Source organism: Streptomyces sp. LMG1-1-1.1, assembly GCF_040815545.1.
In the GTDB taxonomy this organism is placed as follows: Bacteria; Actinomycetota; Actinomycetes; order Streptomycetales; family Streptomycetaceae; genus Streptomyces.
This window is the reverse complement of record NZ_JBFPNH010000015.1, coordinates 156111-180993: the sequence shown is the minus strand read 5'-3', so window position 1 is coordinate 180993 and position 24883 is coordinate 156111. Positions and strand designations below refer to the sequence as shown.

25 protein-coding genes are annotated in these 24883 nt (G+C 72.8%); 10 read left to right on the top strand and 15 right to left on the bottom strand.

Annotated features, from left to right (window positions below):
- From MRBLMG1_RS07285 to MRBLMG1_RS07260, 6 genes are all read right to left on the bottom strand, one after another.
- Window positions 1-1543 (bottom strand): protein kinase domain-containing protein (locus tag MRBLMG1_RS07285; protein ID WP_414721504.1); only part of this gene is annotated, 1543 nt, incomplete at its 3' end.
- A gap of 101 nt (window positions 1544-1644) precedes the next feature.
- Window positions 1645-2934 (bottom strand): DUF6986 family protein, encoded by a 1290-nt coding sequence (locus MRBLMG1_RS07280; protein ID WP_367821891.1) that lies wholly within the window; start codon window positions 2932-2934, stop codon window positions 1645-1647.
- A gap of 152 nt (window positions 2935-3086) precedes the next feature.
- On the bottom strand, window positions 3087-4049 hold the full coding sequence (locus MRBLMG1_RS07275) for an electron transfer flavoprotein subunit alpha/FixB family protein (protein WP_367821889.1): 963 nt from the start codon (window positions 4047-4049) through the stop codon (window positions 3087-3089).
- Window positions 4050-4148: 99 nt separating this feature from the next.
- Window positions 4149-4934: an electron transfer flavoprotein subunit beta/FixA family protein gene (locus MRBLMG1_RS07270; protein WP_367821887.1), complete on the bottom strand. Its 786-nt coding sequence runs from the start codon at window positions 4932-4934 to the stop codon at window positions 4149-4151.
- A 199-nt stretch (window positions 4935-5133) separates the two neighbouring features.
- Window positions 5134-5658, bottom strand: a complete 525-nt coding sequence (locus tag MRBLMG1_RS07265; RefSeq protein ID WP_367821885.1) for a flavin reductase family protein — start codon at window positions 5656-5658, stop codon at window positions 5134-5136.
- A 287-nt stretch (window positions 5659-5945) separates the two neighbouring features.
- A complete protein-coding gene (locus MRBLMG1_RS07260; RefSeq protein WP_367821883.1) occupies window positions 5946-6257 on the bottom strand; it encodes a TlpA family protein disulfide reductase in 312 nt (103 codons plus the stop codon).
- A gap of 221 nt (window positions 6258-6478) precedes the next feature.
- Here MRBLMG1_RS07260 and MRBLMG1_RS07255 point away from each other — a divergent pair, with 221 nt between their 5' ends.
- Window positions 6479-7204, top strand: a complete 726-nt coding sequence (locus MRBLMG1_RS07255; protein WP_367821882.1) for a lysophospholipid acyltransferase family protein — start codon at window positions 6479-6481, stop codon at window positions 7202-7204.
- Between the two features lie 75 nt (window positions 7205-7279).
- Here MRBLMG1_RS07255 and MRBLMG1_RS07250 read toward each other — a convergent pair whose 3' ends face one another.
- The 5 genes from MRBLMG1_RS07250 to MRBLMG1_RS07230 all read right to left on the bottom strand — a co-directional run bounded on the left by MRBLMG1_RS07250 (window position 7280) and on the right by MRBLMG1_RS07230 (window position 11944).
- Window positions 7280-7879, bottom strand: coding sequence for a transglutaminase-like domain-containing protein (locus MRBLMG1_RS07250; RefSeq protein WP_367821881.1), 600 nt, complete (start codon window positions 7877-7879; stop codon window positions 7280-7282).
- A gap of 77 nt (window positions 7880-7956) precedes the next feature.
- Complete coding sequence (locus MRBLMG1_RS07245; protein ID WP_367821879.1) at window positions 7957-9036, bottom strand: threonine aldolase family protein; 1080 nt, start codon at window positions 9034-9036, stop codon at window positions 7957-7959.
- Window positions 9033-9794, bottom strand: coding sequence for an SDR family NAD(P)-dependent oxidoreductase (locus MRBLMG1_RS07240; protein ID WP_367821877.1), 762 nt, complete (start codon window positions 9792-9794; stop codon window positions 9033-9035). Before MRBLMG1_RS07240 ends, MRBLMG1_RS07245 begins: the two co-directional genes overlap by 4 nt.
- A gap of 35 nt (window positions 9795-9829) precedes the next feature.
- Window positions 9830-11236: a DUF6421 family protein gene (locus MRBLMG1_RS07235; protein ID WP_367821875.1), complete on the bottom strand. Its 1407-nt coding sequence runs from the start codon at window positions 11234-11236 to the stop codon at window positions 9830-9832.
- 156 nt (window positions 11237-11392) lie between these two features.
- On the bottom strand, window positions 11393-11944 hold the full coding sequence (locus MRBLMG1_RS07230) for a GNAT family N-acetyltransferase (protein ID WP_367821873.1): 552 nt from the start codon (window positions 11942-11944) through the stop codon (window positions 11393-11395).
- A 227-nt stretch (window positions 11945-12171) separates the two neighbouring features.
- On the opposite strand from MRBLMG1_RS07230, the gene MRBLMG1_RS07225 reads away from it, so the two are divergent.
- The 4 genes from MRBLMG1_RS07225 to MRBLMG1_RS07210 all read left to right on the top strand — a co-directional run bounded on the left by MRBLMG1_RS07225 (window position 12172) and on the right by MRBLMG1_RS07210 (window position 15447).
- Entirely contained in the window at window positions 12172-12741 is a 570-nt protein-coding gene (locus tag MRBLMG1_RS07225; RefSeq protein WP_367821872.1) for a DUF5134 domain-containing protein, read from the top strand.
- A gap of 109 nt (window positions 12742-12850) precedes the next feature.
- Window positions 12851-13786: a M56 family metallopeptidase gene (locus MRBLMG1_RS07220; RefSeq protein ID WP_367821870.1), complete on the top strand. Its 936-nt coding sequence runs from the start codon at window positions 12851-12853 to the stop codon at window positions 13784-13786.
- A gap of 170 nt (window positions 13787-13956) precedes the next feature.
- Window positions 13957-14643 carry a phosphatase PAP2 family protein gene (locus MRBLMG1_RS07215; protein WP_367821868.1) on the top strand — a complete coding sequence of 229 codons (687 nt, stop codon included), beginning with the start codon at window positions 13957-13959 and terminating at the stop codon, window positions 14641-14643.
- A gap of 132 nt (window positions 14644-14775) precedes the next feature.
- Window positions 14776-15447 carry a TetR/AcrR family transcriptional regulator gene (locus tag MRBLMG1_RS07210; RefSeq protein ID WP_367821867.1) on the top strand — a complete coding sequence of 224 codons (672 nt, stop codon included), beginning with the start codon at window positions 14776-14778 and terminating at the stop codon, window positions 15445-15447.
- Here MRBLMG1_RS07210 and MRBLMG1_RS07205 read toward each other — a convergent pair.
- Entirely contained in the window at window positions 15426-16961 is a 1536-nt protein-coding gene (locus MRBLMG1_RS07205; RefSeq protein WP_367821865.1) for an LVIVD repeat-containing protein, read from the bottom strand. The two genes, MRBLMG1_RS07210 and MRBLMG1_RS07205, sit on opposite strands and share 22 nt — an antisense overlap.
- Window positions 16962-17137: 176 nt before the next feature.
- Between MRBLMG1_RS07205 and MRBLMG1_RS07200 the strand changes: the two genes are divergently transcribed.
- Window positions 17138-17785, top strand: coding sequence for a DUF305 domain-containing protein (locus MRBLMG1_RS07200; protein WP_367821863.1), 648 nt, complete (start codon window positions 17138-17140; stop codon window positions 17783-17785).
- A gap of 138 nt (window positions 17786-17923) precedes the next feature.
- Here MRBLMG1_RS07200 and MRBLMG1_RS07195 read toward each other — a convergent pair whose 3' ends face one another.
- The gene (locus MRBLMG1_RS07195) at window positions 17924-18301 is read right to left on the bottom strand and encodes an ArsR/SmtB family transcription factor (protein WP_367821862.1); all 378 of its coding nucleotides are present in this window, start codon (window positions 18299-18301) and stop codon (window positions 17924-17926) included.
- Between the two features lie 123 nt (window positions 18302-18424).
- On the opposite strand from MRBLMG1_RS07195, the gene MRBLMG1_RS07190 reads away from it, so the two are divergent.
- On the top strand, window positions 18425-19507 hold the full coding sequence (locus MRBLMG1_RS07190) for an NADH:flavin oxidoreductase/NADH oxidase (RefSeq protein ID WP_367821860.1): 1083 nt from the start codon (window positions 18425-18427) through the stop codon (window positions 19505-19507).
- Window positions 19508-19633: 126 nt separating this feature from the next.
- Complete coding sequence (locus MRBLMG1_RS07185; protein WP_367821858.1) at window positions 19634-20716, top strand: WD40/YVTN/BNR-like repeat-containing protein; 1083 nt, start codon at window positions 19634-19636, stop codon at window positions 20714-20716.
- 25 nt (window positions 20717-20741) lie between these two features.
- Here the strand turns inward: MRBLMG1_RS07185 and MRBLMG1_RS07180 are convergent, their stop codons facing one another.
- A complete protein-coding gene (locus MRBLMG1_RS07180) occupies window positions 20742-21419 on the bottom strand; it encodes a uracil-DNA glycosylase (RefSeq protein ID WP_367821856.1) in 678 nt (225 codons plus the stop codon).
- Between the two features lie 73 nt (window positions 21420-21492).
- Here MRBLMG1_RS07180 and MRBLMG1_RS07175 point away from each other — a divergent pair, with 73 nt between their 5' ends.
- Window positions 21493-22488: an N-acetylglucosamine kinase gene (locus MRBLMG1_RS07175; protein ID WP_367821855.1), complete on the top strand. Its 996-nt coding sequence runs from the start codon at window positions 21493-21495 to the stop codon at window positions 22486-22488.
- 144 nt (window positions 22489-22632) lie between these two features.
- The gene (locus MRBLMG1_RS07170) at window positions 22633-23556 is read left to right on the top strand and encodes a sirohydrochlorin chelatase (RefSeq protein ID WP_367821853.1); all 924 of its coding nucleotides are present in this window, start codon (window positions 22633-22635) and stop codon (window positions 23554-23556) included.
- Between the two features lie 216 nt (window positions 23557-23772).
- Here the strand turns inward: MRBLMG1_RS07170 and MRBLMG1_RS07165 are convergent, their stop codons facing one another.
- Window positions 23773-24822, bottom strand: coding sequence for a lactonase family protein (locus tag MRBLMG1_RS07165; RefSeq protein WP_367821851.1), 1050 nt, complete (start codon window positions 24820-24822; stop codon window positions 23773-23775).
- Window positions 24823-24883: the final 61 nt, after the last annotated feature.

The window sequence follows — 24883 nt, the reverse complement described above, 5'->3', positions numbered from 1 at the left end:
CCGCAGCGTCGCCGGAGGCCGCGCCCGGGTCGGAGCCGCCGCCGGCCGCCGCGTCCGTGCCGGGCGTCGCGCCCTGGGCCGACGGCCCTCCGGGGCTCGTCCCGGCGGACGGCGACGCGGTGCCGCTCGACTGTCCCGGAGAGGGCGTGCCGCTGGTGCCGGGGTCGAGCACGCGCCCCGAGTCCCCGCCGGCCGCCGAGTCCCGTCCGCCGTCCCGCGGGGTGTCACCGGTCGCCTGGTTACCGGTCCCGTGGTCCATGAGGGCGTACGTGATCCCGCCGCCGGCCAGCAGGACGGCGGCCACGGAGGCGGCGACCAGCACCGTTCCCCGGCGCGACTTCGCCCCCGCGCGGCGTGCGGCCCGCCGTCCCGCTCCGGGAGCGCCGGAGGGCACGGTGCCGGGCGCCGGTACAGGCTCGGGGACGGACACGGCCGGGCCGAACGCCCCGCCGGGCGCGGCCACGCCCGCCGGCGGGGTGGGTGCGGGGGCCGGGTGCGGGGTCTGCGCGACGACGGCACCCGGATGCGGGTCCACCGGGCCCGCGCCCGGGTACGGCTGCGCGGCGCCCGCACCCGGGTACGGCTCCACGGGGCCCGTGTACGGATCGCCGAAGCCGGCGACCGGCACTTCGGCGGCGGCGGCCGCCTCCTGCTGTACGGGTTCCGCCTGTACGGGCTCCGCCTGTACGGGCTCCGCCCGCTCGGGCGGCGCGCCGGCCACCGCGCACAGGAGCCGGGCGGCCTCGCGGGCCGTCGGGCGGGCGGCCGGGTCCTTGTCGAGGAGGCGGAGGAGGACCGGGGCGAGGGGTCCGGCGCGGTGGGGTTCCGGCAGGGGTTCGGTGACGATGGCCGCGAGCGTGGACCAGGTCGACGTACGGCGGAAGGGCGAGGTGCCCTCGACCGCCGCGTACAGGGTGGCACCCACGGCCCAGACGTCCGAGGCGGGGCCGGGGTCCTGCCCGCGGGCGCGCTCCGGGGCGAGGAAGTCCAGGGATCCGACGATCTCGCCGCTGCGGGTGAGGCGGGTCGCGGAGCCGTCCCCGGGGTCCTCCATGGTCGCGATGCCGAAGTCGGTGAGGACGATCCGCCCCGACCGGTCGAGCAGGATGTTGCCCGGCTTCACGTCCCGGTGCAGCACGCCGACGTCGTGCGCGGCGGCCAGCGCCTCCAGGACGCTGGCGCCGATCCGGGCGGCCTCGGCGGCGTCGACGGTGCCGCGCTCGCCGAGGACGTCGTCGAGGGAGGGCCCGTCGACGAGTTCCATGACGATGACGGGCCGGCCCTCGTGTTCGGTGACGTCGTGGACCGCGACCACCCCGGGGTGGCGGACCCGCGCGGCCGCGCGGGCCTCACGCGTCATCCGGAGCTGCAGGTCGGCCAGTTCGGGCGCCGCCGCGTCCGTGTACGTACGGAGTTCCTTGACGGCCACCTCGCGGCCGAGGACCTCGTCGACGGCCCTCCAGACGACTCCCATGCCTCCGCGCCCGAGTTGGCGCACGATTCTGTAGCGGCCGGCGAGCCGCCCGTTCTCCCCCGATGACACCGCTGCCCCGTTCCCCTGTCGAGCATGTGCGCGAGCGCGCGTGAACTCGTACAGGGTACGGGGCAGTTGGCTGGATCGTGACCCTTATCTGATCTTCGTCCCTACTCGGCGGAGGCGGTGAGGTCGCCGCGTCGGGGTGCGGCGAAGCGGTCGAGGGCCGCGCGGTTCATGCCGGTGAGGGCGTCGACCTCGGCCGTGTCGAGGGCGCCGCAGTCGATGCCGCGCAGGAGGTAGGAGCTGAGGGCCTTGGCGGTGGCGGGCTCGTCCATGACGTCGCCGCCCGCGTGGTTGGCGTAGGCGGAGAGGCGCTTGGCGGCGGCCTCGAAGCCCTCGCGGTAGAAGGCGAAGACGGCGGCGTAGCGGGTGGGGATGTGGCCGGGGTGCATGTCCCAGCCCTGGTAGTAGGCGCGGGAGAGGGCGCGGCGGGTGAGGCCGTAGTGCAGGCGCCAGGCCTCGTGGACGTGCTCGGTGGAGCCGACGGGGAGGACGTTGGTGGAGCCGTCGGAGACGCGCACGCCGGTGCCGGCGGCGGCGACCTGCATGATCGCCTTGGCGTGGTCGGCGGCCGGGTGGTCGCTGGCCTGGTAGGCGGCGGAGACGCCGAGGCAGGCGCTGTAGTCGAAGGTGCCGTAGTGCAGGCCGGTGGCGCGGCCCTCGGCGGCGCCGATCATGCGGGCGACGGCTGCGGTGCCGTCGGTGGCCAGGATGGACTGGCTGGTCTCGATCTGGATCTCGAAGCCGAGGCGCCCGGCGTCGAGGCCGTGGGCCTTCTCGAAGGCCTCCAGGAGGCGGACGAAGGCGGAGACCTGCTCGGGGTAGGTCACCTTGGGGAGGGTGAGGACGAGGCCGTCGGGGAGGCCGCCGTTCTCCAGGAGCCCGGTGAGGAAGACGTCGGTGGTGCGGATGCCCCGGTCGCGCACGGCGGACTCCATGCACTTCATCCGGATGCCCATGTACGGGGCGGCCGTGCCGTTCCGGTACGCCTCCGCGATCAGCCGGGCGGCCCGGGCGGCGTCCTGGTCCTCGTCCTGGCCGGCGTAACCGTCCTCGAAGTCGACCCGGAGGTCCTCGATCGGCTCGCGCTCCAGCTTGGCCCGTACGCGGCCGTAGACGTCCTCGGCGAGGTCGTCGGCGAGGCCGAGGACGGCGGCGAAGGAGGCGGCGTCGGGGGCGTGCTCGTCGAGGGCGGCGAGTGCCTGGTCGCCCCAGGAGCGGATGGTTCCGGCGTCGAAGACGTTGCCGGGGACGTAGACGGTGTGGACGGGCTGGCGGGTGCCGGGGTCTCCCGGGTAGCGGCGGTCCAGCTCGGCGTCCACCGCGGCGAGGGAGGCGCTGATTCCCTCGCTGACCGCGCCCGCGAGGCTCGTCGACACCTTCTCCTGCTGACCCATCCTGCATCCTCCTGTTTTCCGCTTCACGGAATCAACAATCCGTATAGCGAAGTTAGTAGGCCGTCGGGACCTGAGTCAATGGTTGTCCGAAACGACCGGGGGCCGCACGGCGACAGATCGCCGTGCGGCCCCGGGCCGAAGAGAACCGCAGGTCAGCCCTTGCGGGTCTTGACCTCTTCGGTCAGCTGCGGGACGACGTCGAAGAGGTCGCCCACCACGCCGTAGTCGACGAGGTCGAAGATCGGCGCCTCAGCGTCCTTGTTGATCGCGACGATCGTCTTCGAGGTCTGCATGCCCGCGCGGTGCTGGATCGCGCCGGAGATGCCGGAGGCGATGTACAGCTGCGGCGAGACCGACTTGCCGGTCTGGCCGACCTGGTTGGAGTGCGGGTACCAGCCGGCGTCGACCGCGGCGCGCGAGGCGCCCACGGCGGCACCGAGCGAGTCCGCCAGCGCCTCGATGATCGCGAAGTTCTCGGCACCGTTGACGCCGCGGCCGCCGGAGACCACGATCGCGGCCTCGGTCAGCTCCGGGCGGCCGGTCGACTCGCGCGGGGTGCGCGAGGTGACCTTGGTGCCGTGGGCCTTCTCCGAGAAGGAGACGGTCAGCGCCTCGACGGCACCGGCGGCCGGGGCGGCCTCGACGGGAGCCGAGTTCGGCTTGACCGTGATGACCGGAGTGCCCTTGGAGACACGGGACTTGGTGGAGAAGGAGGCGGCGAACGCGGACTGCGTCGCGACCGGGCCCTCGTCACCGGCCTCCAGGTCCACGGCGTCGGTGATGATGCCGGAGCCGATGCGGACCGCGAGGCGGGCCGCGATCTCCTTGTTCTCGGCGGAGGACGGGACGAGCACGGCGGCCGGGGACACGGCCTCGTAGGCGGCCTGGAGGGCCTCGACCTTCGGGACGACGAGGTACTCGGCGAACTCGGGGGCGTCGGCCGTGAGGACCTTCACCGCGCCGTGCTCGGCGAGCGCGGCGGCGGTGTCGGCGGCGCCGTTGCCGAGGGCGACGGCGACCGGGTCGCCGAGGCGGCGGGCGAGCGTCAGCAGCTCCAGGGTGGGCTTGCGGACGGCTCCGTCGACGTGGTCGACGTAGACGAGAATCTCAGCCATGGGACTTCAATCTCCTGCGAACGAAAGGGGCGGTCTGAGGGGCTCGCGCGAGCCTTCGATGCTGCGTTGACCCGGGGACGACCCCCGGATCCCCGGCAACTAGATGAACTTCTGGCTCGCGAGGAACTCGGCCAGCTGCTTGCCGCCCTCGCCCTCGTCCTTGACGATCGTGCCCGCGGTGCGCGCCGGACGCTCGGCGGCGGAGTCGACGGCGGTCCAGGCGCCGGCCAGGCCGACCTCGTCCGCGTCGATGTCCAGGTCGTCCAGCTCCAGGGACTCCACCGGCTTCTTCTTGGCGGCCATGATGCCCTTGAAGGACGGGTAGCGCGCCTCGCCCGACTGGTCGGTCACGGACACGACGGCCGGCAGCGACGCCTCCAGCTGCTCCGAGGCGGTGTCGCCGTCACGGCGGCCCTTCACGACGCCGTCCTCGATGGAGACCTCGGAGAGCAGCGTGACCTGCGGGACGCCCAGGCGCTCGGCGAGGATGGCCGGGAGGACACCCATGGTGCCGTCGGTGGAGGCCATGCCGGCGATGACGACGTCGTAGCCGGTCTTCTCGATCGCCTTGGCGAGCACGAGGGAGGTGCCCATGACGTCGGAGCCGTGCAGGTCGTCGTCCTCGACGTGGACGGCCTTGTCGGCGCCCATCGAGAGCGCCTTGCGCAGCGCGTCCTTGGCGTCCTCGGGGCCGACCGTGATCACGGTGACCTCGGCGTCGTCCGCCTCCTCGGCGATCTGCAGCGCCTGCTCGACCGCGTACTCGTCGAGCTCCGACAGCAGGCCGTCGACGTCGTCGCGGTCGACGGTCAGGTCATCGGCGAAGTGCCGGTCGCCGGTGGCGTCGGGCACGTACTTCACACAGACAACGATCCTCAAGCTCACGCCGGCTCTCCTACTGCATCGTGATAACTGGGCTGCCTTGTTGCTCGCAGCATAGGCGCCTGAAGGGCGGGTTTCCGGTCGGGGCGCCGCACGCCCCGACCGGAATATTACTCGTCAGTACACCCAGTCCGTGACCAGTGAGCAAGCGCTCAGGCGTGTGATCTGCCCGACGCGCGGAGAGCGGCGCGTACGGGAACTCTCAGTCGCGCAGCGCGTTGAAGCGGCCGTGGTGGTACAGCAGCGGACGGCCCGCGCCGTCGGGGTCACCTGCCACCGCCTGCGCGATCACGATCCGGTGGTCGCCGGCCGGCACCCGGGCCACGACACGGCACACCAGCCAGGCGAGGACGCCGTCGAGCACCGGCACGCCCTCGGGGCCGATGCTCCAGCGGGTCTCCCCGCCGAAGCGGTCGGCGCCGCTGCGGGCGAAGGTGGAGGCGAGCTCCTGCTGGTGCTCGCCGAGTATGTGCACGCCGATGAACTCGGCTTCGGAGACCACGGGCCAGCTGGAGGACGAGGTCCCCACGCCGAAGGAGACCAGCGGGGGCTCGGCGGCGACCGAGTTGAGCGAGGTCGCGGTGAAGCCGACGGGGCGCTCGCCGTGCGCGGTGATCACCGCCACACCGGCGGCGTGCCTGCGGAAGACGGAGCGCAGCAGATCGGAAGAGGCCTGCCGGGGTGCGCCGATCGTGGGAACGGAGCGGAGCTCGGGCGAAACCGTCATGGAATTGTCCTTCTGCGAGGGCGGCATGAGGGAAGTCCTGGGGTGGTCAGACACCCGGACAGCGCGCACTCGCGGTGCGGGCCAGGTCCACGTGGACGCGGCCGTAGAGAAGGAGTTCTATGGGCACTCCGTCAGGGTGACGATCGTTGCCGGGTGCAGTCAAGTGCGTACCGCAATATGGGAGAAGCATCACCGCGCCGAATGAGGCATGCCGGGCGCGTCGCGCGATGCGCGCGAATGCGTCCCGAGAGGGCGTACCCGCGCGTCCCGCGCGGTGTGGCGCGGCGTCAGACCGCTTGGCCCAGCGCGGCGATGACGTCCACTCGGCGGGGCTGGCCGGAGGCCCGCCGGACGACCCGGCCGGTCGCGTCGAGGACGAGCACGGTGGGGGTCCGTGCGATGTCCAGGGCGCGGACGAGGTCGAGCCGCTCCTCCGCGTCGATCTCCACGTGCCCCACGCCGGGCACCATCGCGGCGACCTCGGCGAGGGTGCGGCGGGTCGCCCGGCAGGGCTGGCAGAAGGCGGTCGAGAACTGGACGAGCGTGGCCCGCTCCCCCAGTTCGGCACCGAGCACGTCCGACCCCAGGATCTCGCCCATCGTTCTTCCCTTCCGTCCCTGTCTTCCGGTGCAGCCTCGCACGCGAGCGTTCGATTCCCGCCACGGCCACCGCGAGTGACGAGAATCTCCCTGTACGAAGCCGCCTGGACTGGTCACGGGGCCCCACATGGGGCACGATCTGCCCAAAGCCGAAAACCTACGGCCGCGTAACTTCGCCGGGAGAACCCGCTCCGGGCACACGAAGAAGAGGTTTTTCTCCGATGGCAGAACTCGTCTATCGACCGGTCGTCGGCGCCGCGCTCACCCTGTTCAAGGCGCTCGACCTGAAGATCGACACCCAGGGTTCGGAGCACATCCCCCGGGCGGGAGGTGCCGTGCTCGTGAGCAATCACATCAGCTACCTGGACTTCATCTTCACCGGCCTCGCGGCCCTGCCGCAGAAGCGCCTGGTCCGCTTCATGGCGAAGGACTCCGTCTTCCGGCACAAGGTCTCGGGCCCCCTCATGCGCGGCATGAAGCACATCCCCGTCGACCGCTCGCAGGGCGAGCACGCCTACCAGCACGCCCTCGAGTCCCTCCGGGCCGGCGAGATCGTCGGCGTCTTCCCCGAGGCCACCATCTCCCAGTCGTTCACGCTCAAGGGCTTCAAGACGGGCGCGGCGCGGCTCGCGCAGGAGGCGGGCGTACCGCTGATCCCGATGGCGCTGTGGGGCACCCAGCGGCTGTGGACCAAGGGCCAGCCGCGGAACTTCAAGCGCAGCCACATCCCCGTCACCATCCGGGTCGGCGAGCCCCTCGATGCCCCCTCCGACCAGTACGCCGGTGCCATCACCCGGCGGCTGCGCGAGCGCGTCCAGGAGCTCCTGGAAGCCGCCCAGCGCGCCTACCCGGTCCGTTCCAAGGACGCGAGCGACACCTGGTGGATCCCCGCCCACCTCGGCGGTACGGCTCCGACGCCGGAGCAGGTCAAGGCCGCGGAGAAGTAGGAAGGGCCCCCGAGGCCCGTTTCCCGCCGGGCCGGGAGAGGCACCCCGGGTCGGTCGGAGCTCCGCGGGGCCGGGTCAGAGCTTCGTCGGGAGGGTCCGCCAGAGGTGCGGGCGGTCCTCGGCGGCCTTCAGCACGTCCAGGACGGCCGGGTGCGGTTCGGGGTGGAGTTCCGGGTAGTCCACCTCGCCGAGCTCCGGCCGTACGGTCCAGGCGAGCCGTTCCTCCCCCAGCGAGAACCGGGCGTCGACGCCCGGCTTGTTGCCCCGCGCGTCCTGGCGGGCCCAGGCGTCCTCGCCCGGCAGCAGGACGGCGACGAGGCCGTGCACGGCCGGGGCGGAGCCGTCGTCCTCGACGAGCCGCTGGTAGCAGAGGGCCGCCGGGATACCCCGGGCCCGCAGGAGCGCGGCGTACGCGATCGACTTGGCGTAGCAGATGCCGGTGCGCTGCTCCAGGACGTCGGAGGCGCGCCAGGTGACGCGGAGGTCCCCGGAGTCGGCGGAGTGCGGGATGGTGTCGCGTACGAACGTGAAGGCGGCCTCGGCGTATCCGTAGGCGTCGGGGTGGTCGCCGGAGATCCGGGCGGCCACGCTCCGGACCAGCGGGTGGTCGTGGTCGACGGACTCGCTCGCGGCGAGGTACGCCGTGATGTCGGGGTCCTGCTGGATGAGTTCCATGCGGGACGACCCTATGAAAACGGCCGGATGGAGTCAATGACTTTCCATCCGGCCGTATATTCATACATTGACTCGGGTTACCGGGCCAGCTCTTCCTTCAGGGCCTGGAGGAAGGCGTCGACGTCGTCCTCCGTGGTGTCGAAGGCGCACATCCAGCGGACGTCACCGGCCGACTCGTCCCAGAAGTAGAAGCGGAAGCGTTCCTGCAGCCGCCTCGTCACCTCGTGCGGGAGGCGGGCGAAGACCGCGTTGGCCTGCACCGGGTAGAGGATCTCCACGCCGTCGACCTCGCGCACCCCGGCCGCGAGGCGCTGGGCCATCGCGTTGGCGTGGCGGGCGTTGCGCAGCCAGAGGTCCTTCGCGAGGAGCGCCTCCAGCTGCACCGACACGAAGCGCATCTTCGACGCGAGCTGCATGGACAGCTTGCGCAGGTGCTTCATGTGGCTGACCGCGTCGGGGTTGAGGACGACGACGGCCTCGCCGAAGAGCATGCCGTTCTTCGTGCCACCGTACGAGATCACGTCCACGCCCACGGCGTTGGTGAACGCGCGCATCGGCACGTCGAGCGACGCGGCCGCGTTGGCTATCCGGGCGCCGTCGAGGTGCACCTTCATGCCCTTGGAGTGGGCGTGCTCGACGATCGCGCGGATCTCCTCGACCGTGTAGACGGTGCCCAGCTCGGTGTTCTGGGTGATCGAGACGACCTGCGGCATCGCGCGGTGCTCGTCCTCCCAGCCCCAGGCCTGCCGGTCGATCAGCTCGGGGGTGAGCTTGCCGTCCGGGGTGGGCACGGTGAGCAGCTTGAGGCCGCCCATCCGCTCGGGCGCGCCGCCCTCGTCCACGTTGATGTGCGCGGACTCGGCGCAGATCACGGCGCCCCAGCGGTCGGTGAGCGCCTGGAGGGCGGTCACGTTGGCCCCGGTGCCGTTGAAGACCGGGAAGGCCTCGGCGGTGGGACCGAAGTGGCTGTGCATGATCCGCTGGAGGTGCTCGGTGTACTGGTCCTCGCCGTAGGCGACCTGGTGGCCGTCGTTGGCGAGGGCGAGGGCGGCGAGTACCTCGGGGTGGGCGCCGGCGTAGTTGTCGCTGGCGAAGCCCCGGACCGACGGGTCGTGGTGCCGACGTGCGTCGGTCCTGGGGCCGAGGGCCGCTGTCACGGCTTGGGGGTCAGCCACAGACGCTGTCCATTCACTTCCTGGGCGGGCCTGTCCCACAGGCCGGCGATCTCGTCGGCCAGATCCTTGACGTCGGTGAAGCCCGCGAACTTCGCGTTGGGGCGTTCGGCGCGCATGGCGTCGTGCACCAATGCCTTGATCACCAGGATCGCAGCAGCCGCCTGCGGGCCGTCGTCGCCCCCCAGCTTGCGGAACGAGTCCGCCATCGCGAGGGTCCAGGCCTCGGCGGCCGCCTTGCCGGCGTTGTACGCGGCGTTGTTGGCGAGCGGCTTGTGCGCGCCGACCTGGCTGATCAGCGCGTAGCGGCCGCGGCCGCCGGCGCGCAGCAGCCCGTCGTGGAAGGCCAGCGAGGTGTGCTGGACCGTGCGGATCAGGAGCTTCTCCAGGAAGTCCCAGTCGCCGAGGTCGGTCTCGGTGAAGGAGGCGCTGCCGCGCCAGCCGCCGACGAGGTGGACCAGGCCGTCGATGCGGCCGAATTCCTTCTCGGTCTTCGCCGCCCAGTCGCGGGTGGCGTCCAGGTCGAGGAGGTCGACCGTGTCGCCGATGACCTTGGCGCCGCCGTGGGCGTAGCGGGCGGCGTCGACGGCCTCGGCGAGACGTGCCGGGTCGGCGTCGGAGCCGACGACGGTCGCGCCCGCCTCGGCGAGGCGGATCAGCGCCGCGCGGCCCGCGGGGCCGGCCGCGCCGGCGACCGCGATGACGGCGCCGTCGAGCGGCCCGCCGTTTCCGTTGGCGTTCATGGGCGACGTCTCCTCCGTGTGTTCGGTGAGGTCGCTCACGCGGCGGCCCGCTCGGTGCTCGGGACGTCGGCGGCGGTGATCCCCTTGGTGTCGGCGATCACGCCCTTCAGCTTCTTGGAGAGGGCCTCAAAGAACATGCTGAGCGGAAACTCGTCCGGAAGCACGTCGTCGACCAGCTTGCGCGGCGGGAGGGAGAGGTCCAGGGCGTCGGGACCCTTGGCCCACTTGGAACCCGGGTGCGGGGCCAGGTAGGCGGAGACGAACTCGTACGCCTTGAACCAGTGGACCAGCTTCGGGCGGTCGATGCCCTCGCGGTACAGGGTCTCGATCTCGGAGCAGAGGCCGTTGGTGACCTCGGGCGCCCGCTCCCAGTCGATGGTGAGGATGTTGTCCGTCCAGCGCACCACGTCGTTCTTGTGGAGGTACGCGAAGAGGAGCTGGCCGCCGAGACCGTCGTAGTTGCGGTTGCGGTCGCCGGTGAGCGGGAAGCGGAACATGCGGTCGAAGAGGACCGCGTACTGCACGTCACGGCCGTGCGCGTTGCCCTCGGCCTCCAGCTTCACGGCCTCCTTGAAGGCGGTGAGGTCGCAGCGGAGCTCCTCCAGGCCGTACATCCAGAACGGCTGGCGCTGCTTGATCATGAAGGGGTCGAAGGGCAGGTCGCCGCGGCTGTGGGCGCGGTCGTGGACCAGGTCCCAGAGCGCGAAGGCCTGCTGGCAGCGCTGCTGGTCGCCGAGCATGACGGCGATGTCCTCGGGCAGCTTGACGCCGAGGGTGTCGACGGCGGCCTCGGTGACCTTGCGGAAGCGCGCGGCCTCGCGGTCGCAGAAGATGCCGCCCCAGGTGAAGCGCTCGGGGACCTCGCGGACGGCGACGGTCTCCGGGAAGAGGACGGCCGAGTTGGTGTCGTACCCGGCGGTGAAGTCCTCGAAGGTGATGCCGCAGAAGCCCGGGTTGTCGTAGCGGGTGCGCTCCAGCTCGGAGAGCCACTCCGGCCAGACCATGCGCAGCACGACGGCCTCGAAGTTGCGGTCCGGGTTTCCGTTCTGCGTGTACATCGGGAAGAGCACGAGGTGCTGCAGCCCGTCGGCGCGTCCGGCGGCCGGGTGGAACTCCATGAGGGAGTCCAGGAAGTCCGGCACGGTGAAGCCGCTCTCGACCCACTTGCGCAGGTCGGAGACGAGCGCGCGGTGGTACGCGGCGTCGTGCGGGACCAGCGGGGAGAGCTGCTCGACCGCGGTGACGAGGCGGTCGACGGTCAGTTCGACGAGGGAGCGGGAGGGCGCGCCCTCGGCTCCGAAGTCGATGGAACCGTCCGCGCTCTGCCAGACGCGGAACTCCTCCACTGCATTCTTGAGCTCGGTCCAGGCCGGGTCGTCGATCACCCGGGCGTCGGTGGCTATGCCCCCACCGGTCACGTCCTGCACAAGAATTTCCGTCATGCCTCTTCCTCCACAGGAGAACCTCGCGTGCAGACACCGTAACCATCGACGGTTCTTCACCACAAGGGGGGCAAGGGAAATTATCCTGCGCTACCCCCCTGGCGACCGAAGTTTTTCCTGTCGACAGGGGAGGAATCGAATCTTCCGCCGGACGGATCAGTTCAGCGGCTTCACCAGCAGCTCGAACTCCAGGTCGTCGCGCTGGGGCACGCCGAAGCGCTCGTCGCCGTACGGGAACGGGGTCGTCCGCCCCGTCCGCCGGTAGCCGCGCCGCTCGTACCAGGCGATGAGCTCCTCGCGAACGGAGATCACCGTCATCTGCATCTCGCTCACGTCCCACAGCTCGCGCGCCCGGCGCTCGGCCTCCGCGATGATCTGCTTGCCGAGGCCGCCGCCCTGGAGCTCCGGCCGGACCGCGAACATGCCGAAGTAGGCGGCCTCGCCGCGGTGCTCCAGCTGGCAGCAGGCGATGACGCCGCCGTCGCGCTCCACGACCATCAGCCGGCTGCCGGGGGCGGTGATGACGGCGGCGACGCCCTCGGGGTCGGTGCGCTGCCCCTGCAGGATGTCCGCCTCCGTGGTCCACCCGCCGCGGCTGGAGTCGCCCCGGTAGGCCGACTCGACGAGCGGCACCAGTACGGGGACGTCGTCGAGCACCGCCTCCCGATAGCTGATCCGGCCGGTCTCCTGGGACGTGACGGTGTCCATACGCGCGGGGTTCCCTTCGGGCGCTGACGATGCGTACGCCGACGATCGGCGTGCGCGTCGGGCGTCGGGCGTCGGGCGTGCGCGATCGAAGAGCGATCGTCCCGAGCCTAACGCGCGCGCCTCCCACTCCCCCCTCGTACATCCGTGCGCGCCCGTGCGCCCGCGTGTGGGGCGCGGGAGGCGGGCATGCCTTCCCGGACGGGACGGCGTCGAGGGGGAGGTGTGCCGTGCACGGACCGGCTCTGTCCGGGTGGCTGCTGTGCGCGCTCTGCGCGGCGACGGGCCTGGCCTGCCTGCTGCGGATGCGCGCGTCCGGCGGGGCGGAGCGGCGGGCCGCCGGCGGAGAGGCGGTCATGGGCCTCGGGATGGCGGTCATGGCGCTGCCCGCCGCCGTCCTCACTCCGCCCGGCTGGAGCTGGACGGTGTACGCGGCGGTGTTCGGCGGGGCGACGCTGCACGCCCTCACGGCGCTCCGGCGCGGCGGCCATCATCTGCACCATCTGATCGGCTCGCTCGCGATGCTCTACATGGCGGTGGCGATGGCGGCCCCGGGCCCCTCGGGGGCGCACGCGGGGCACACGGCGGCCGTGACGGGCCCGGCCGGCGGCATACCCGTCCTCACGGGCGTCCTGCTCCTCTACTACGTCGCCTACGTGCTGCGCGCGGGGACGCGGCTCGTCCCGGTGGCGGCGGCCGCCGCGGGCCCGGGACCGGCCTGGGCGGCCCGGCCGGAGCTGGCGCTCGCGTGCCGGCTGGCGATGGCCCTCGGCATGCTGGCCATGCTCGTGACGCTGTGAGCTCCGGGGAGCGGCCCCGCCGGCCGTCGTACGCAACGAAACCGTGGCGTACGTCACTTGGCCTCCGCGCCCATACCCCCGACCCGTACCGCGCTCATAGGCTGGCACCATGTGGGTCTCCCTGGCGCTGCTCCTGCTCGGCCTCCTGACCGCCCTCGCGGCCCCGCGGCTGCTGTCCCGGGCCGACTGGGTGGAGCGAGAACCCGTGGTGGCCCTGTGGGTGTGGCAGTGCGTGGTCGCCGGGGTGCTCCTGAGCTTCGCGCTCTCCATGACGCTCAGCGCCTCGACCGCCTGGCAGGCCGTACGCGGGCAGCTCTTCGCGCCCGCGCCGCGCGCGGTGGTCGACGCGTACGAACTCGGCACGAACGGGCCTTGGTCCGCCGTGCTCGCGGTCGTCCTGGCGGCGGGCGGGGTGTGGTCGGGGGCGATGCTGGGGCGCGAGATCGGCGCCGCCCGCGCCCGGCGCAGGCAGCACCGCCGCGATCTCCTCGTCCGCTCGCCCCTGCTGCCCGGGGAGCGGCCGGGCAGCGAGCGCCTCGTCGTCCTGGAGGGCGAGCGTACGGACGCCTGGTGGATGGCGGGCACCACGCCCCGGCTGGTCATCACCACAGCGGCGCTGCGGCGGTTGAAGGGCCGGCAGTTGGACGCGGTCCTCGCCCACGAGCAGGGGCACGCCCGGGCCCGGCACGACTGGCTGCTGAACTGCTCCGCGGCGCTGGCCGGCGGGTTCCCCGGGGTCCCGGTCTTCACCGCGTTCCGCGAGGAGATGCACCGCCTGGTGGAGCTGGCCGCCGACGACGTCGCCTCGCGCCGGTTCGGCCGCCTGACGATCGCCCTCGCCCTCGTCGAACTCAACGAGGACCGCGGAGTGTTCGGCCCCGGCTCCACCCCGGAGGCGGATCTCCCTCAGCGGGTGAACCGGCTCCTGACCGCCGCCCCCCGCCTCACGGCCGGCCGCCGGCTGCGCCTGACGGCCGCCGCCTCGCTCGTCCCCGTCGTCCCGGTGCTCGTCGCCTTCGTCCCGGCGCTCAGCGCGCTCGGATAGGAGGTGTCCTGTCGATCAGGCCCCGCGAGCTCGGCGTGATCGGCAAGACACCCCCTCGCCCCCGTACGGAAAGTCCCACCCGGCTGGCGGCGCCGGCACCTCGACGGATGGCGGCGCGCGGGGGGCGCACGGACGGTCACACGGGAGGGTTCGTCGGGCAGGATCGGCGCATGCGCACCTCCGCCCTGGTCTCCGGGGTCCTGGCCGTCCTGCTCCTCGTGCTCGTCGCCGTCGGGTGGTCGCCGCTGCTGGCCCTCGACCGGTCGATCGCCGAGGCGCTCCACCGCAACGCCCTGGCCCACCCCGGGTTCACCCACGTCAACCGGGTGCTCAGCGACTGGCCGTGGGACCCGTGGACGATGCGCGCCCTGGCGGCCGCCACGGCGGGGCTGCTGTGGTGGCGGCGGGAGCGGCGGGCGGCCCTGTGGGTGGCCGGGACGACGCTGCTGGCGGCCGGTCTCCAGCAGGCGCTGAAGTCACTGGTGGGCCGGGACCGTCCGCAGTGGACCGACCCGGTCGACTCGGCGCGGTACGCGGCCTTCCCGTCCGGGCACGCGATGACGGCGACGGTGACCTGCGGGCTGGTGCTCTGGGTGCTCGCGGTCCGCTGGCGGGAGGACCGGCGCGGCTGGGGCACGCTCGCGGGTGCGGCGGCGGTCTCGGTGATCGGCGTCGGGTGGACCCGCGTCTACCTGGGCGTGCACTGGCCCTCGGACGTCCTCGGGGGGTGGCTCATCGGCTGGTGCTGCGTGTGCGTGGCGGTGCTGACGTACCGGTGGAGCGAACGGCGGCCGCGACGGCCCGCGCGCGGGCCGTCCGGCGGGGACGCACCGGGACGCAGAAGGGGAGAAAAGTGATGAAGCCGCCTGTTCTGGACGATCCCCCGTGTCGCCCAGAACAAGCGGCAGCCCGGACGGCCCGCCACGCAGGCATGCCGACCGGATGCGCCGAGTATATTGGCTGGCAGCCAGTCAACGCAGGAGCCCAGCATGTCCCCGCGTAGCCCATCGGTCAATGAAGAGCTCCGGCGCAGGTCGCGGGAGCGGATTCTGCAGGCCACCGTGGACCTGGTCGACACGAACGGCTACGAGTCGACCACGCTCGGCGACATCGCGGAGCGGGCCGGCACGGCGCGCGGGCTGATCTCGTACTACTTCCCCGGCAAGCGCGAGCTCCTCCAGTCGGCGGTGCACCGGCTGATGCACCTCACCCTGGAGGAGGGCCTGGAGCGCGAGCCGCGCACGGAGGACGGGCGGGAGCGGCTGGCCCGGGCGATCGACGCGATCCTGGGGCTCACGACGTCGCGCCCGACGCTGATGCGCACGCACATGGCGGGCATCCTCCAGGCCGAGGGCTTCGTGCAGTGCCAGGAGCAGCAGCGCCTCGCCTTCCTGCTGCGGGACACGGTCATCCGGTACGGCTCTCAGGACGTGGACACGGACTACCCGCTGCTGCGCGCCCTGTTGATGGGCACGGTGGTCGCGGTGCTGCTGCCGGGGGCTCCGATGCCCCTCGCGCGGTTGCGCGCCGAGCTGTTCCACCGCTACGGCCTCGACTGGGACATGGGGGTGCCGCCGGACGGAGGCCCGCCCGGCGGCACGCGGACGACCGGCGTGTCAGTCGGCCGTCACGATCCGCTTCAGTCGTCGAAGTCGAAGTAGTCCGGCTGCGTCTGGACGTTGAGCTCGTCCATCCGGATGCGCCGCGCGGGGTCGGTACGGGGGTCGGAGAGCTTCAGGACGTCGAAGCCCTTGGCCATGTCGTTCGAGTAGATGTGGCCGTTGTAGTAGTACGCGGACCAGGAGCCACCCGCGGTGATCGTGGTCGCGGAGACCGGACCGCGCTCGAAGAAGGCGATCTCCTTCGGCTTGGCCGAGTCGGTGAAGTCCCAGACGGAGATGCCGCCCTGGTACCAGGCCTGGACCATGAGGTCCTTGCCCTTGACCGGGATCAGCGAGCCGTTGTGGGCGACGCAGTTCTCGGTGTCGGCCTGGTGGCGCGGGATCTTGAAGTAGCTGCGGAAGACGAGCTTGCGGTTCTTGCCCTTGCCGACGATGTCGTAGATGCCGTCGGCACCGCGGTTCGGGCCGACCACGGCGTTGCAGGTGGCCGCGCCGCCGCCGCCGAGTTCGTCGGTGAAGACGACCTTGTCGGCCTTCTGGTTGAAGGTCGCGGAGTGCCAGAACGCGAAGTTCACGTTGTCCTGGACGCGGTCGATCACGCGCGGGTGCTCGGGGTCCTCGATGTCGAAGAGGAGGCCGTCACCCATGCACGCGCCGGCCGCGAGGTCCTTGTCGGGGAGCACGGTGATGTCGTGGCAGCCGGTGGTCTTGGAGACGCCCGGGTTGGTGGGACCGCCCGGGTTGCCGCCGCCGTCCGGGCCCTCGCCCGGGAAGAGGACGGGGAAGTTGACCACGGCCGCCTGCTCGGGCGCCTTGCGGGGCACCTTGATGACCGAGATGCCGTCGTGCGGGGGCTGGCAGTCCGGGAAGGCGGCGTTGGGCGAGTACGACGAGACGTAGACGTAGACGTCCTTGCGCTTCGGCACCAGCGTGTGGGTGTGCGAGCCGCAGTTGGTCTCGACGGCGGCGACGTACCTCGGGTTGGCGATGTCGCTGATGTCGAAGATCTTCATGCCCTCCCAGGACTCCTTGACCGAGGCGGGCTGCGTGGTGCTGGCGCAGGAGTCGTCGCTGCGGGAGGAGTCCGTGGACAGGAAGAGGAGGTTCCCGGAGACCGAGATGTCGTTCTGGGAGCCCGGGCAGAGGACCTGGGCGACGGTCTTCGGGGCCTTGGGGTTGCTGATGTCGAAGATCCGGAAGCCGTCGTAGTTGCCGGCGAACGCGTACGTGCCCTGGAAGGCGAGGTCCGAGTTGATGCCCTTGAGGGCGTCCTTGGGGATGTTGGCGAGGTGCTCGACGTTCGGGCTGTGGACGATCTCGTCCACGCCGGGTATCTCTCCGCTCTGGATGGCGGCACGCGCGTCGGCCGCCTGCTCCGAGGAGACGGTGCCCTGGACCGGCGCGTCTCCGGGGTCGGGCGTGGCGGCCGCGGGGCTGACCGCCAGCAGTGTGGCGAGGAGTCCGGCCGCGGCGGATGCCACGCCCAGGTGTCTGATCCGTGCACGAGGGTTTCGTGTGTCTGGCGCGGTACGCGAAGTACGCAACGAAGTCACTCTGTCCTCCCTTGTAGCCGTTCGGCATTGAACGGGTGCTGGACCCCGGCAGTATCCGCCCTGCCATGCACATATCAACAGATGGCAACACAGACGTCATGAAGGTTTCTGATCGGCCGTCCGGAGAAAAGTGCTAGGAACGGTCCGTCTCCCCGCAAGAACAGCTGGAGGTCGTGTTGTTGATCCGCCGTCAGCATGTCGTCGCCGCCGTGACCCTGTCCGCCGTCGTACTCGCCCTGACCGCCTGCGAGTCGGGGTCCGATTCGGCCGCGCCACAGGCCAGGGACTCCTCGGGCACCTCGGTGGTGGCGCCGGGCAAGCCCGGCGAACCGGCCCGGCGGATATCCCCCGAGGAGGCCGCCCGACTGCTGCCCGACGACCGTCCGAACAGCGCGGACTTCCGCTATGCGCAGATGATGATCGCCCACCACCGGCAGGCGCTGACGATGACGGCCCTCGCCCCGCAGCGGGCCGATTCCCCCCAGGTCAAGAAGGTGGCCGAGCGGATCGCGGCGGCTCAGCAGCCGGAGATCGGCGCGATGGAGGGGTGGCTGAAGAACAACGGCGGGCCGCGCCCGCAGAGCGGCCACGACCATCACTCGATGCCGGGCATGGCGACCGAGGCCCAGCTGACGGAGCTGAGGAACGCGAAGGGCAAGGCCTTCGACGACCTGTTCCTGAAGCTCATGATCACGCATCACGAGGGCGCCGTGACGATGGCGGCCGAGGTCCTGAGCGACGGCAACAACGTCCTCGTGGAGGAGATGGCCAACGACGTGATCGCCCAGCAGACCTCGGAGATCAACCGGATGCGGTCACTGTAGGAACCGCCGGGGACGGGCGCGGCGCGGGCATCGCAGGGACTGCCCGGACGGGGCGCGGCGCGGGCATCGCAGGGACTGCCCGGACGGGGCGCGGCGCGGCCACCGGACGGACCGCCGGGGACGGGTGCGGCGCGGGCGTCACGCCGCCCCGACCTCACCCCCGTGTCCGCTCTCGTCGTCGCGCCCGGCCTGGGCGCCGATCGCCGCGAGGACGGCGTCCAGGAGGCCGGGGAAGAGGGTGTCCAGATCGTCGGTGCGCAGGGCGTTGAGTTTGGCCGTGCCGCGGTACATCTGCCGGATCACGCCGCTCTCGCGCAGCACCCGGAAGTGGTGCGTGGTCGTCGACTTGGTCACCGGGAGGTCGAAGTACGAGCAGCTCAGCTCGGTGCCCTCGCGCGCCATGTCCCGCACGATCCGCAGGCGCACCGGGTCCGCGAGCGCGTGCAGCACCACTTCGAGGCGGATCTGGTCGCGCTCGGGGTGCTCTAGGGCGCGGGGGCTGGTCGTGGTCGTCACGGCGGCGGCTCCACTTCATCCGGGATGACGCCCATTGTACGAGACCTCTCGTAGTTTGACAGGTGCCGTACTACGATGAGTATCGTACGAGCGTCTTCGAGGCACCCAGAAACGGAGTCCGTCATGAGCGTCGCCCTGTTCCAGCCCTACACCCTGCGTTCGCTGACCGTGCCCAACCGCGCCTGGATGGCGCCGATGTGCCAGTACTCCGCGGAGATGACCGGGCCGAACGCGGGTGTCGCCGGCGACTGGCACTTCGCCCACTACGCCTCCCGCGCCACCGGCGGCGCGGGACTGATCCTCGTCGAGGCGACCGCCGTCGCCCCCGAGGGCCGGATCAGCCCCGCGGACCTCGGCCTCTGGAACGACACCCAGACCGAGGGCCTGCGGCGGATCGCCGCATTCATCAAGGAACACGGCACCGTGCCCGGCATCCAGATCGGGCACGCCGGACGGAAGGCCTCGACCAACCGCCCCTGGGAGGGCCGCGGCCCCGTGGCGCCGGGCGGACCCGGCTGGCAGCCCGTCGCCCCCAGCCCGGTCGAGTTCGCCGAGGGCTACCCGGTGCCGACCGAGCTCTCCGTCGAGCGGATCAGGGAGATCACGGGCCAGTTCGCGGACGCGGCCCGCCGGGCACTCGACGCGGGCTTCCAGGTCGTCGAGGTGCACGGCGCCCACGGCTACCTGATCGGCGAGTTCCTCTCCCCGCACAGCAACCACCGCACGGACGCGTACGGCGGCTCCTTCGAGAACCGCACCCGGCTCGCCCTGGAGGTCGTCGACGCCGTGCGGGCCGTGTGGCCCGAGGACCTGCCCGTCTTCTTCCGCATCTCCGCCACCGACTGGCTCGAGGAGCAGGGCTGGACGGTCGACGAGACCGTGCGCTTCGCCGCCCTCCTGCGCGAGCACGGCGTCGACCTCCTCGACGTGTCCAGCGGCGGCAACGGCGGGCCGGCCGACATCCCGGTCGGCCCCGGCTACCAGGTGCCCTTCGCCGCCCGCGTCAAGGCGGAGACCGGGCTGCCGGTGGCCGCCGTCGGCCTGATCACCGAGAGCGAGCAGGCGGAGAAGATCCTCGCCAACGGCGAGGCCGACGCGGTCCTCCTCGGCCGCGAACTGCTGCGCGACGCCTCCTGGCCCCGCCGCGCCGCCCGCGAACTCGGCGCCGAGACCCACGCCCCGGCCCCGTACGCCTGGGCGATCTGACCGCCCCCCGGGCACCACGCCCCGCCCCCGGGCGCGCCGGCGACGGGTGTGTCCGGGGGGCGTTGTCGGTGGGCGGGTGCAGACTGGCCGGTGTCCGCGACAAACGGCGTCCTGGAGGTGGCAGTCATGCCCGACGTACTCCTCACCGTAGGCACCCGCAAGGGCCTCTTCATCGGCCGCAGGCACGACGGCCGGTGGGAGTTCGACGATCCCTGCTTCCCCGCCCAGGCGGTCTACTCGGTCGCCATCGACACCCGGCGGCCGACCCCGCGCCTGCTCGTGGGCGGGGACAGCGCCCACTGGGGCCCCTCCGTCTTCCACTCCGACGACCTCGGCAAGAGCTGGACCGAACCGGCCCGGCCCGCCGTGAAGTTCCCCGAGGACACCGGGGCCTCACTGGAGCGGGTCTGGCAGCTGCACCCGGCCCCGGACCACTCCCCCGACGTCGTGTACGCGGGGACGGAGCCGGCCGCGCTCTTCCGGTCGGGCGACGGCGGGGAGTCGTTCGAACTCGTCCGCCCCCTCTGGGAGCACCCGACCCGCTCGAAGTGGGTCCCGGGCGGTGGCGGCGAGGCGGTCCACACGGTCGTCACCGACCCCCGCGACCCGGAGGCGCTGACGGTCGCCGTGTCCACCGCGGGCGTGTTCCGCTCCCAGGACGGCGGCGGTGCCTGGGCGCCCTCCAACCACGGGGTGTCCGCCGTGTTCCTGCCCGACCCCGACCCGGAGTTCGGGCAGTGCGTCCACAAGATCGCCCAGGACGCGGGCGACAAGGACCGGCTCTACCTCCAGAACCACTGGGGCGTCTTCCGCAGCGACGACGCGGGCGCCCACTGGACCGACATCGGCTCGGGCCTGCCCTCCGACTTCGGCTTCGCGGTCGCCGCCCACCCCCACCGCCCCGACACGGCTTACGTCTTCCCCATCACGGCCGACTCCGACCGCGTCCCCGCCGGCCGCCGCTGCCGCGTCTACCGCACCACCGACGCCGGATCCACCTGGGAACCGCTGAGCCGGGGACTGCCCGAGGGCGACCACTACGGCACGGTCCTGCGCGACGCCCTCTGCACGGACGACGCGGACCCCGCGGGCGTCTACTTCGGCAACCGGAACGGCGAGGTCTACGCGAGCGCCGACGACGGTGACACCTGGCGGCTCCTCGCCGAGCACCTCCCCGACGTCCTCTGCGTACGGGCGTCGGTCATCTGAGGCACCCCGCCGCACCCGCGCGGGATCAGGGCAGGCGCCAGTCCACGGGCTGTGCGCCCTGCTTGAGGAGCAGGTCGTTGGCGCGGCTGAAGGGACGCGAGCCGAAGAAGCCGCGGTCCGCCGACATCGGCGACGGGTGCACCGACTCGACGGCCGGCAGGTCGCCGAGGAGCGGGCGGGCCCGCCGGGCGTCACTGCCCCAGAGGATGGACACCAGCGGCTTCCCGCGGGCGGCGAGCGCGCGGATGGCCTGCTCGGTGACCTCCTCCCAGCCCTTGCCCCGGTGCGCGGCGGGCTTGCGCGGGGCGGTGGTCAGCGCCCTGTTGAGGAGCAGGACGCCCTGGCGCGTCCACGGCGTCAGGTCGCCGTTCGACGGCCGGGGCAGACCCAGGTCGCCGTGCAGCTCCCGGAAGATGTTCTCCAGGCTGCCGGGGAGCGAACGGACCTCGGGCGCGACCGAGAAGCTCAGCCCCATCGCCATCCCCGGCGTCGGATAAGGGTCCTGACCCACGATCAGCACCCGCACCTCGTCGAAGGGCTGCTGGAACGCCCGCAGCACGTTCGCCCCGGACGGCAGGTACGTACGGCCCGCGGCGATCTCCGCCCGCAGGAAGTCGCCCATCTCCGCCACGCGCCCCGCGACGGGACGCAGGGCCTCCGCCCAGCCGGGCTCCACCAGTTCGTTCAACGGTCGCGCTGTCACGGTCCGTCACTCTACCGGCCTACAGTGACAGCGCAGCTTCTCCTTCTCCACCCCGCAGCGAGGACGGTGCACCGTGGATTCCGAAAACGAGCGCTCCGAGGGCCTGGTCGTCGGCGTCGACTCCGGGGGGTCGGGACTCCGGATCGCCCTGGCCGAGGCGGCGGGCGGGGCGGTGCTCGACACCGCGGTCTCGCGCGTGCCGGTGCGGACCGGCCCCGGCGGGATCTCCGCCGGGCACTTCCTGGAGCAGGTGCTGCCGGCCGTCGGCGCCCTCAGGGAGCCGTACGGTCCGCGGCCGGTGCTCGCCGTCGCCGTGGGCGCCGCGGGAATGGCCACGCTCGGCGAGGAGCTCCGGGCCGAGCTGCCCGGCGCGTTCGCCGAGGCGCAGGGAGTGCGGCGGCTCGCGTTGGCGGCGGACGCGGTCACGGCGTATGCCGGGGCGCTCGGGCAGCGCCCGGGGGCGGTCGTCGCGGGCGGGACCGGGATGATCGCGCTCGGCACGGACCTGGCGTCGTGGCGGCGCGCCGACGGCTGGGGGCACCTGCTCGGCGACTGCGGCGGCGGGGCCTGGATCGGCCGGGCCGGTCTGGAGGCGGCGATGCGCGCGTACGACGGGCGGCGGGGCGGTTCCGCGCCGCTCCTGGTCCGGGCCGAGAAGCTGTTCGGCCCGGCCGCGGGGCTGCCGGGTGCCCTGTACCCCCGTACGGACCGGCCCGCGGTGCTCGCCTCGTTCGCCCCGGAGGTGGGGCGGTGCGCCGCGGAGGACCCGGTGGCGGCGGACATCCTGGCGCGGGCCGCCGTCCACATCGCCGAGGCCGCGGCGGCCGCCTGCCCCGGCGGGCCGGGGTCCGTGGTGGCGCTGACCGGAGGTCTCTTCAAGCTGGGCGACCCGCTTCTCGACCCCCTGCGCACCGCGCTCGGGGAGCTGGTCCCGCACGCCCGGACGGTCGCTCCCGCCGGGGATCCGCTCGCCGGGGCGGTCGCGCTCGCCACGGCGCTCGCCGGCGGCACCCTGCGCCTTCCGGAGGACCCCGCGTTGCTGCGCCTCTTCGGGGGCGGGGCCGCGTAGACCGGGGCATCCGCCCAGGTGGGGGCCGGTGTGCGGGGTGGACGGGCGCAACGACGACAGCGGGACCGGACATACGGGGGCAGAAGGCGCGCGACCGCACCTCAACCGACGGCGCCGCGGACGAAACCAGTAGCATGCGGCGCCATGAGCTCCCCCACTGGGCCTGCTTCCGGCCTGCCTGTACGAATGCCTCGACCCCGCCAGTCCGGGCGGCACCGTCGCCCCGAACCCGCGGCGGCGCCCGAGGGCGCTCCCGCACTGGTTCTCGCTGTTCCCGGCGCGCCTTCCGCCGCCATACGCTCGCTGGCCGAAGAGGTCGTGAGCATCGCCCGCTCCGAGCTGCCCGGCCTCGAGGCCGCGATCGGTTTCCTTGAGGGCGACGACACCGAGTACCCGTCGCTCGCGACCGTCCTGGCGTCGGTCGCGACGCTGCGATCCGAGCGCTACGAGCTGGCCCTGGCCGCCGGCCGTGAGGTCAGCGCGCCGACGGGCCCCGCCGCCGTCGTGGTCCCGCTGCTCGCGGGTCCGGACAGCGCCCAGATGCGCCTGGTCCGCCAGGCCGTCATGGACGCCGGCAACACGGCCGAGCTGACCGACGTCCTGGGTCCGCACCCGCTGCTCGCCGAGGCGCTCCACGTGCGTCTGTCCGAGGCGGGTCTGGCGCGGGCCGACCGCGCCCGCCTGTTCACGGTCGCCACGGCCGCCGACGGCATCATCCTGGCCACGGTCGGTGGCGAGGAGGCCGTGCAGGCCGCCGGCATCACGGGCATGCTGCTCGCCGCGCGCCTCGCCGTGCCGGTGATGGCCGCCGCGCTCGACCAGGAGGGCTCGATCGCCTCCATCGCCGACCAGCTGCGCGCCGCCGGCTCGGAGCAGCTGGCCCTCGCCCCGTACCTGATCGGCCCGGAGCTGGCCGACGGTCTGCTCGACGTGGCCTCGAAGGAGGCCGGGTGCGCCGCCGCCGAACCGCTGGGTGCCTACCCGGCCATCGGCAAGCTGGTCCTCACCCAGTACACGGCCGCCCTCGGCATCCCGCCGCAGCAGCCGCAGGACGCCCCCTCGCTCTGAGGCCGGCGCCCTCGCGTCACACGGAAGGGCCCGCTCCGGAATCGTCCGGCGCGGGCCCTTCGTCGCACCCCCGGGGAGGGCCGGCCTTCGTCGTACCGCTGGGTGTGCCGGCCTTCGTCGTGCCCCCGGGAGCACCGGCCTCTGGCGTACCCCTGGTCGTGCCGGCCTTCGTCCGCACCCCTGGCGGTGCCGGGCTTCGGTCGTGCCCCCGGAGTGTCAGCCGAAGACCACGCAGGAGGCCGCCGGGGCCTCGACGGCGCCCGCGCGGGACGGGATCCCGGTCTCCGGGTCGAGGGTGAACCAGGTGACGTCGCCGGAACGCTCGTTGGCCGCGTACAGGCGCCGCCCGGTCGGGTCGAGGGTCAGGTCGCGCGGCCAGCGGCCCCCGCAGGGCACGGTGGCGACGAGTTCGGCCTTGTCGCCGTCCGTGCCGAGGGCGAGCACCGCGAGGGTGTCGTCGCCTCGCACGGCGGCCCACAGGAAGCGCCCGTCGGGGGCGGCGACGACCTCGGAGGGGTAGCTGGGGCCGGTGGTGCCCTCGGGGACGACCGCGGTCTCGCCGAGGGGTTCGAGTACGCCCTCCGCGGCGTCCCAGCGGCAGACCGTGAGCGTGGGCTCCAGCTCGTTCAGGACGTACGCGTGCGTGCCCGCCGGATGGAAGGCGAGGTGGCGCGGCCCGGTACCGGGGCGCAGCGCCGTCTCCCCGTGGAGGGTCAGCGCCCCGGTGTCGGCGTCGAGCGCGCAGATCCGTACGGAGTCGGTGCCGAGGTCCACGCTGACCACCCAGCGGCCGCTGGGGTCGGGCAGCACCTGATGCGCGTGCGGGCCGCGCTGGCGGTCGGCGACGGGGCCCTGGCCCTCGTGCTCCAGGACGGCAGTCGCGGGTCGTGCGGTGCCGTCGTCGGCCAGGGGCAGGGCGGTGACGCTGCCGGACGTGTAGTTCGCGGTGAGGAGGTGGCCGGCCGCGAGCGCGAGGTGGGTGGGGGCCGCCCCGTCGACGGGAACGGGCGTGCCGAGCGGCCGGGGCACGGCCCCGGTGACGTCGAACGCGGCCACGGCGCCCGCCTCGGTCTCGGACACGGCGTGCAAGACGGTTCCCGCGAGAGCGAGGAACGACGGATCGGCGACCGCGTCGCTCGCGCCGGTCACGGTCAGCGCACCGGTCGCCTCGTCCACGTCCGCGGCCAGCACCCCGCGTCCGCCTGCCGACGTGAACGATCCGATGTACGCCCGCGTCCCGGCCCGTACCGCCCCTGCGTCGCCCATGGCGCCTCCCCTGTCCCGGGCGCGGTCGCGGTCGACCGGCCCTCGTGGTCCGTCGGGCCGA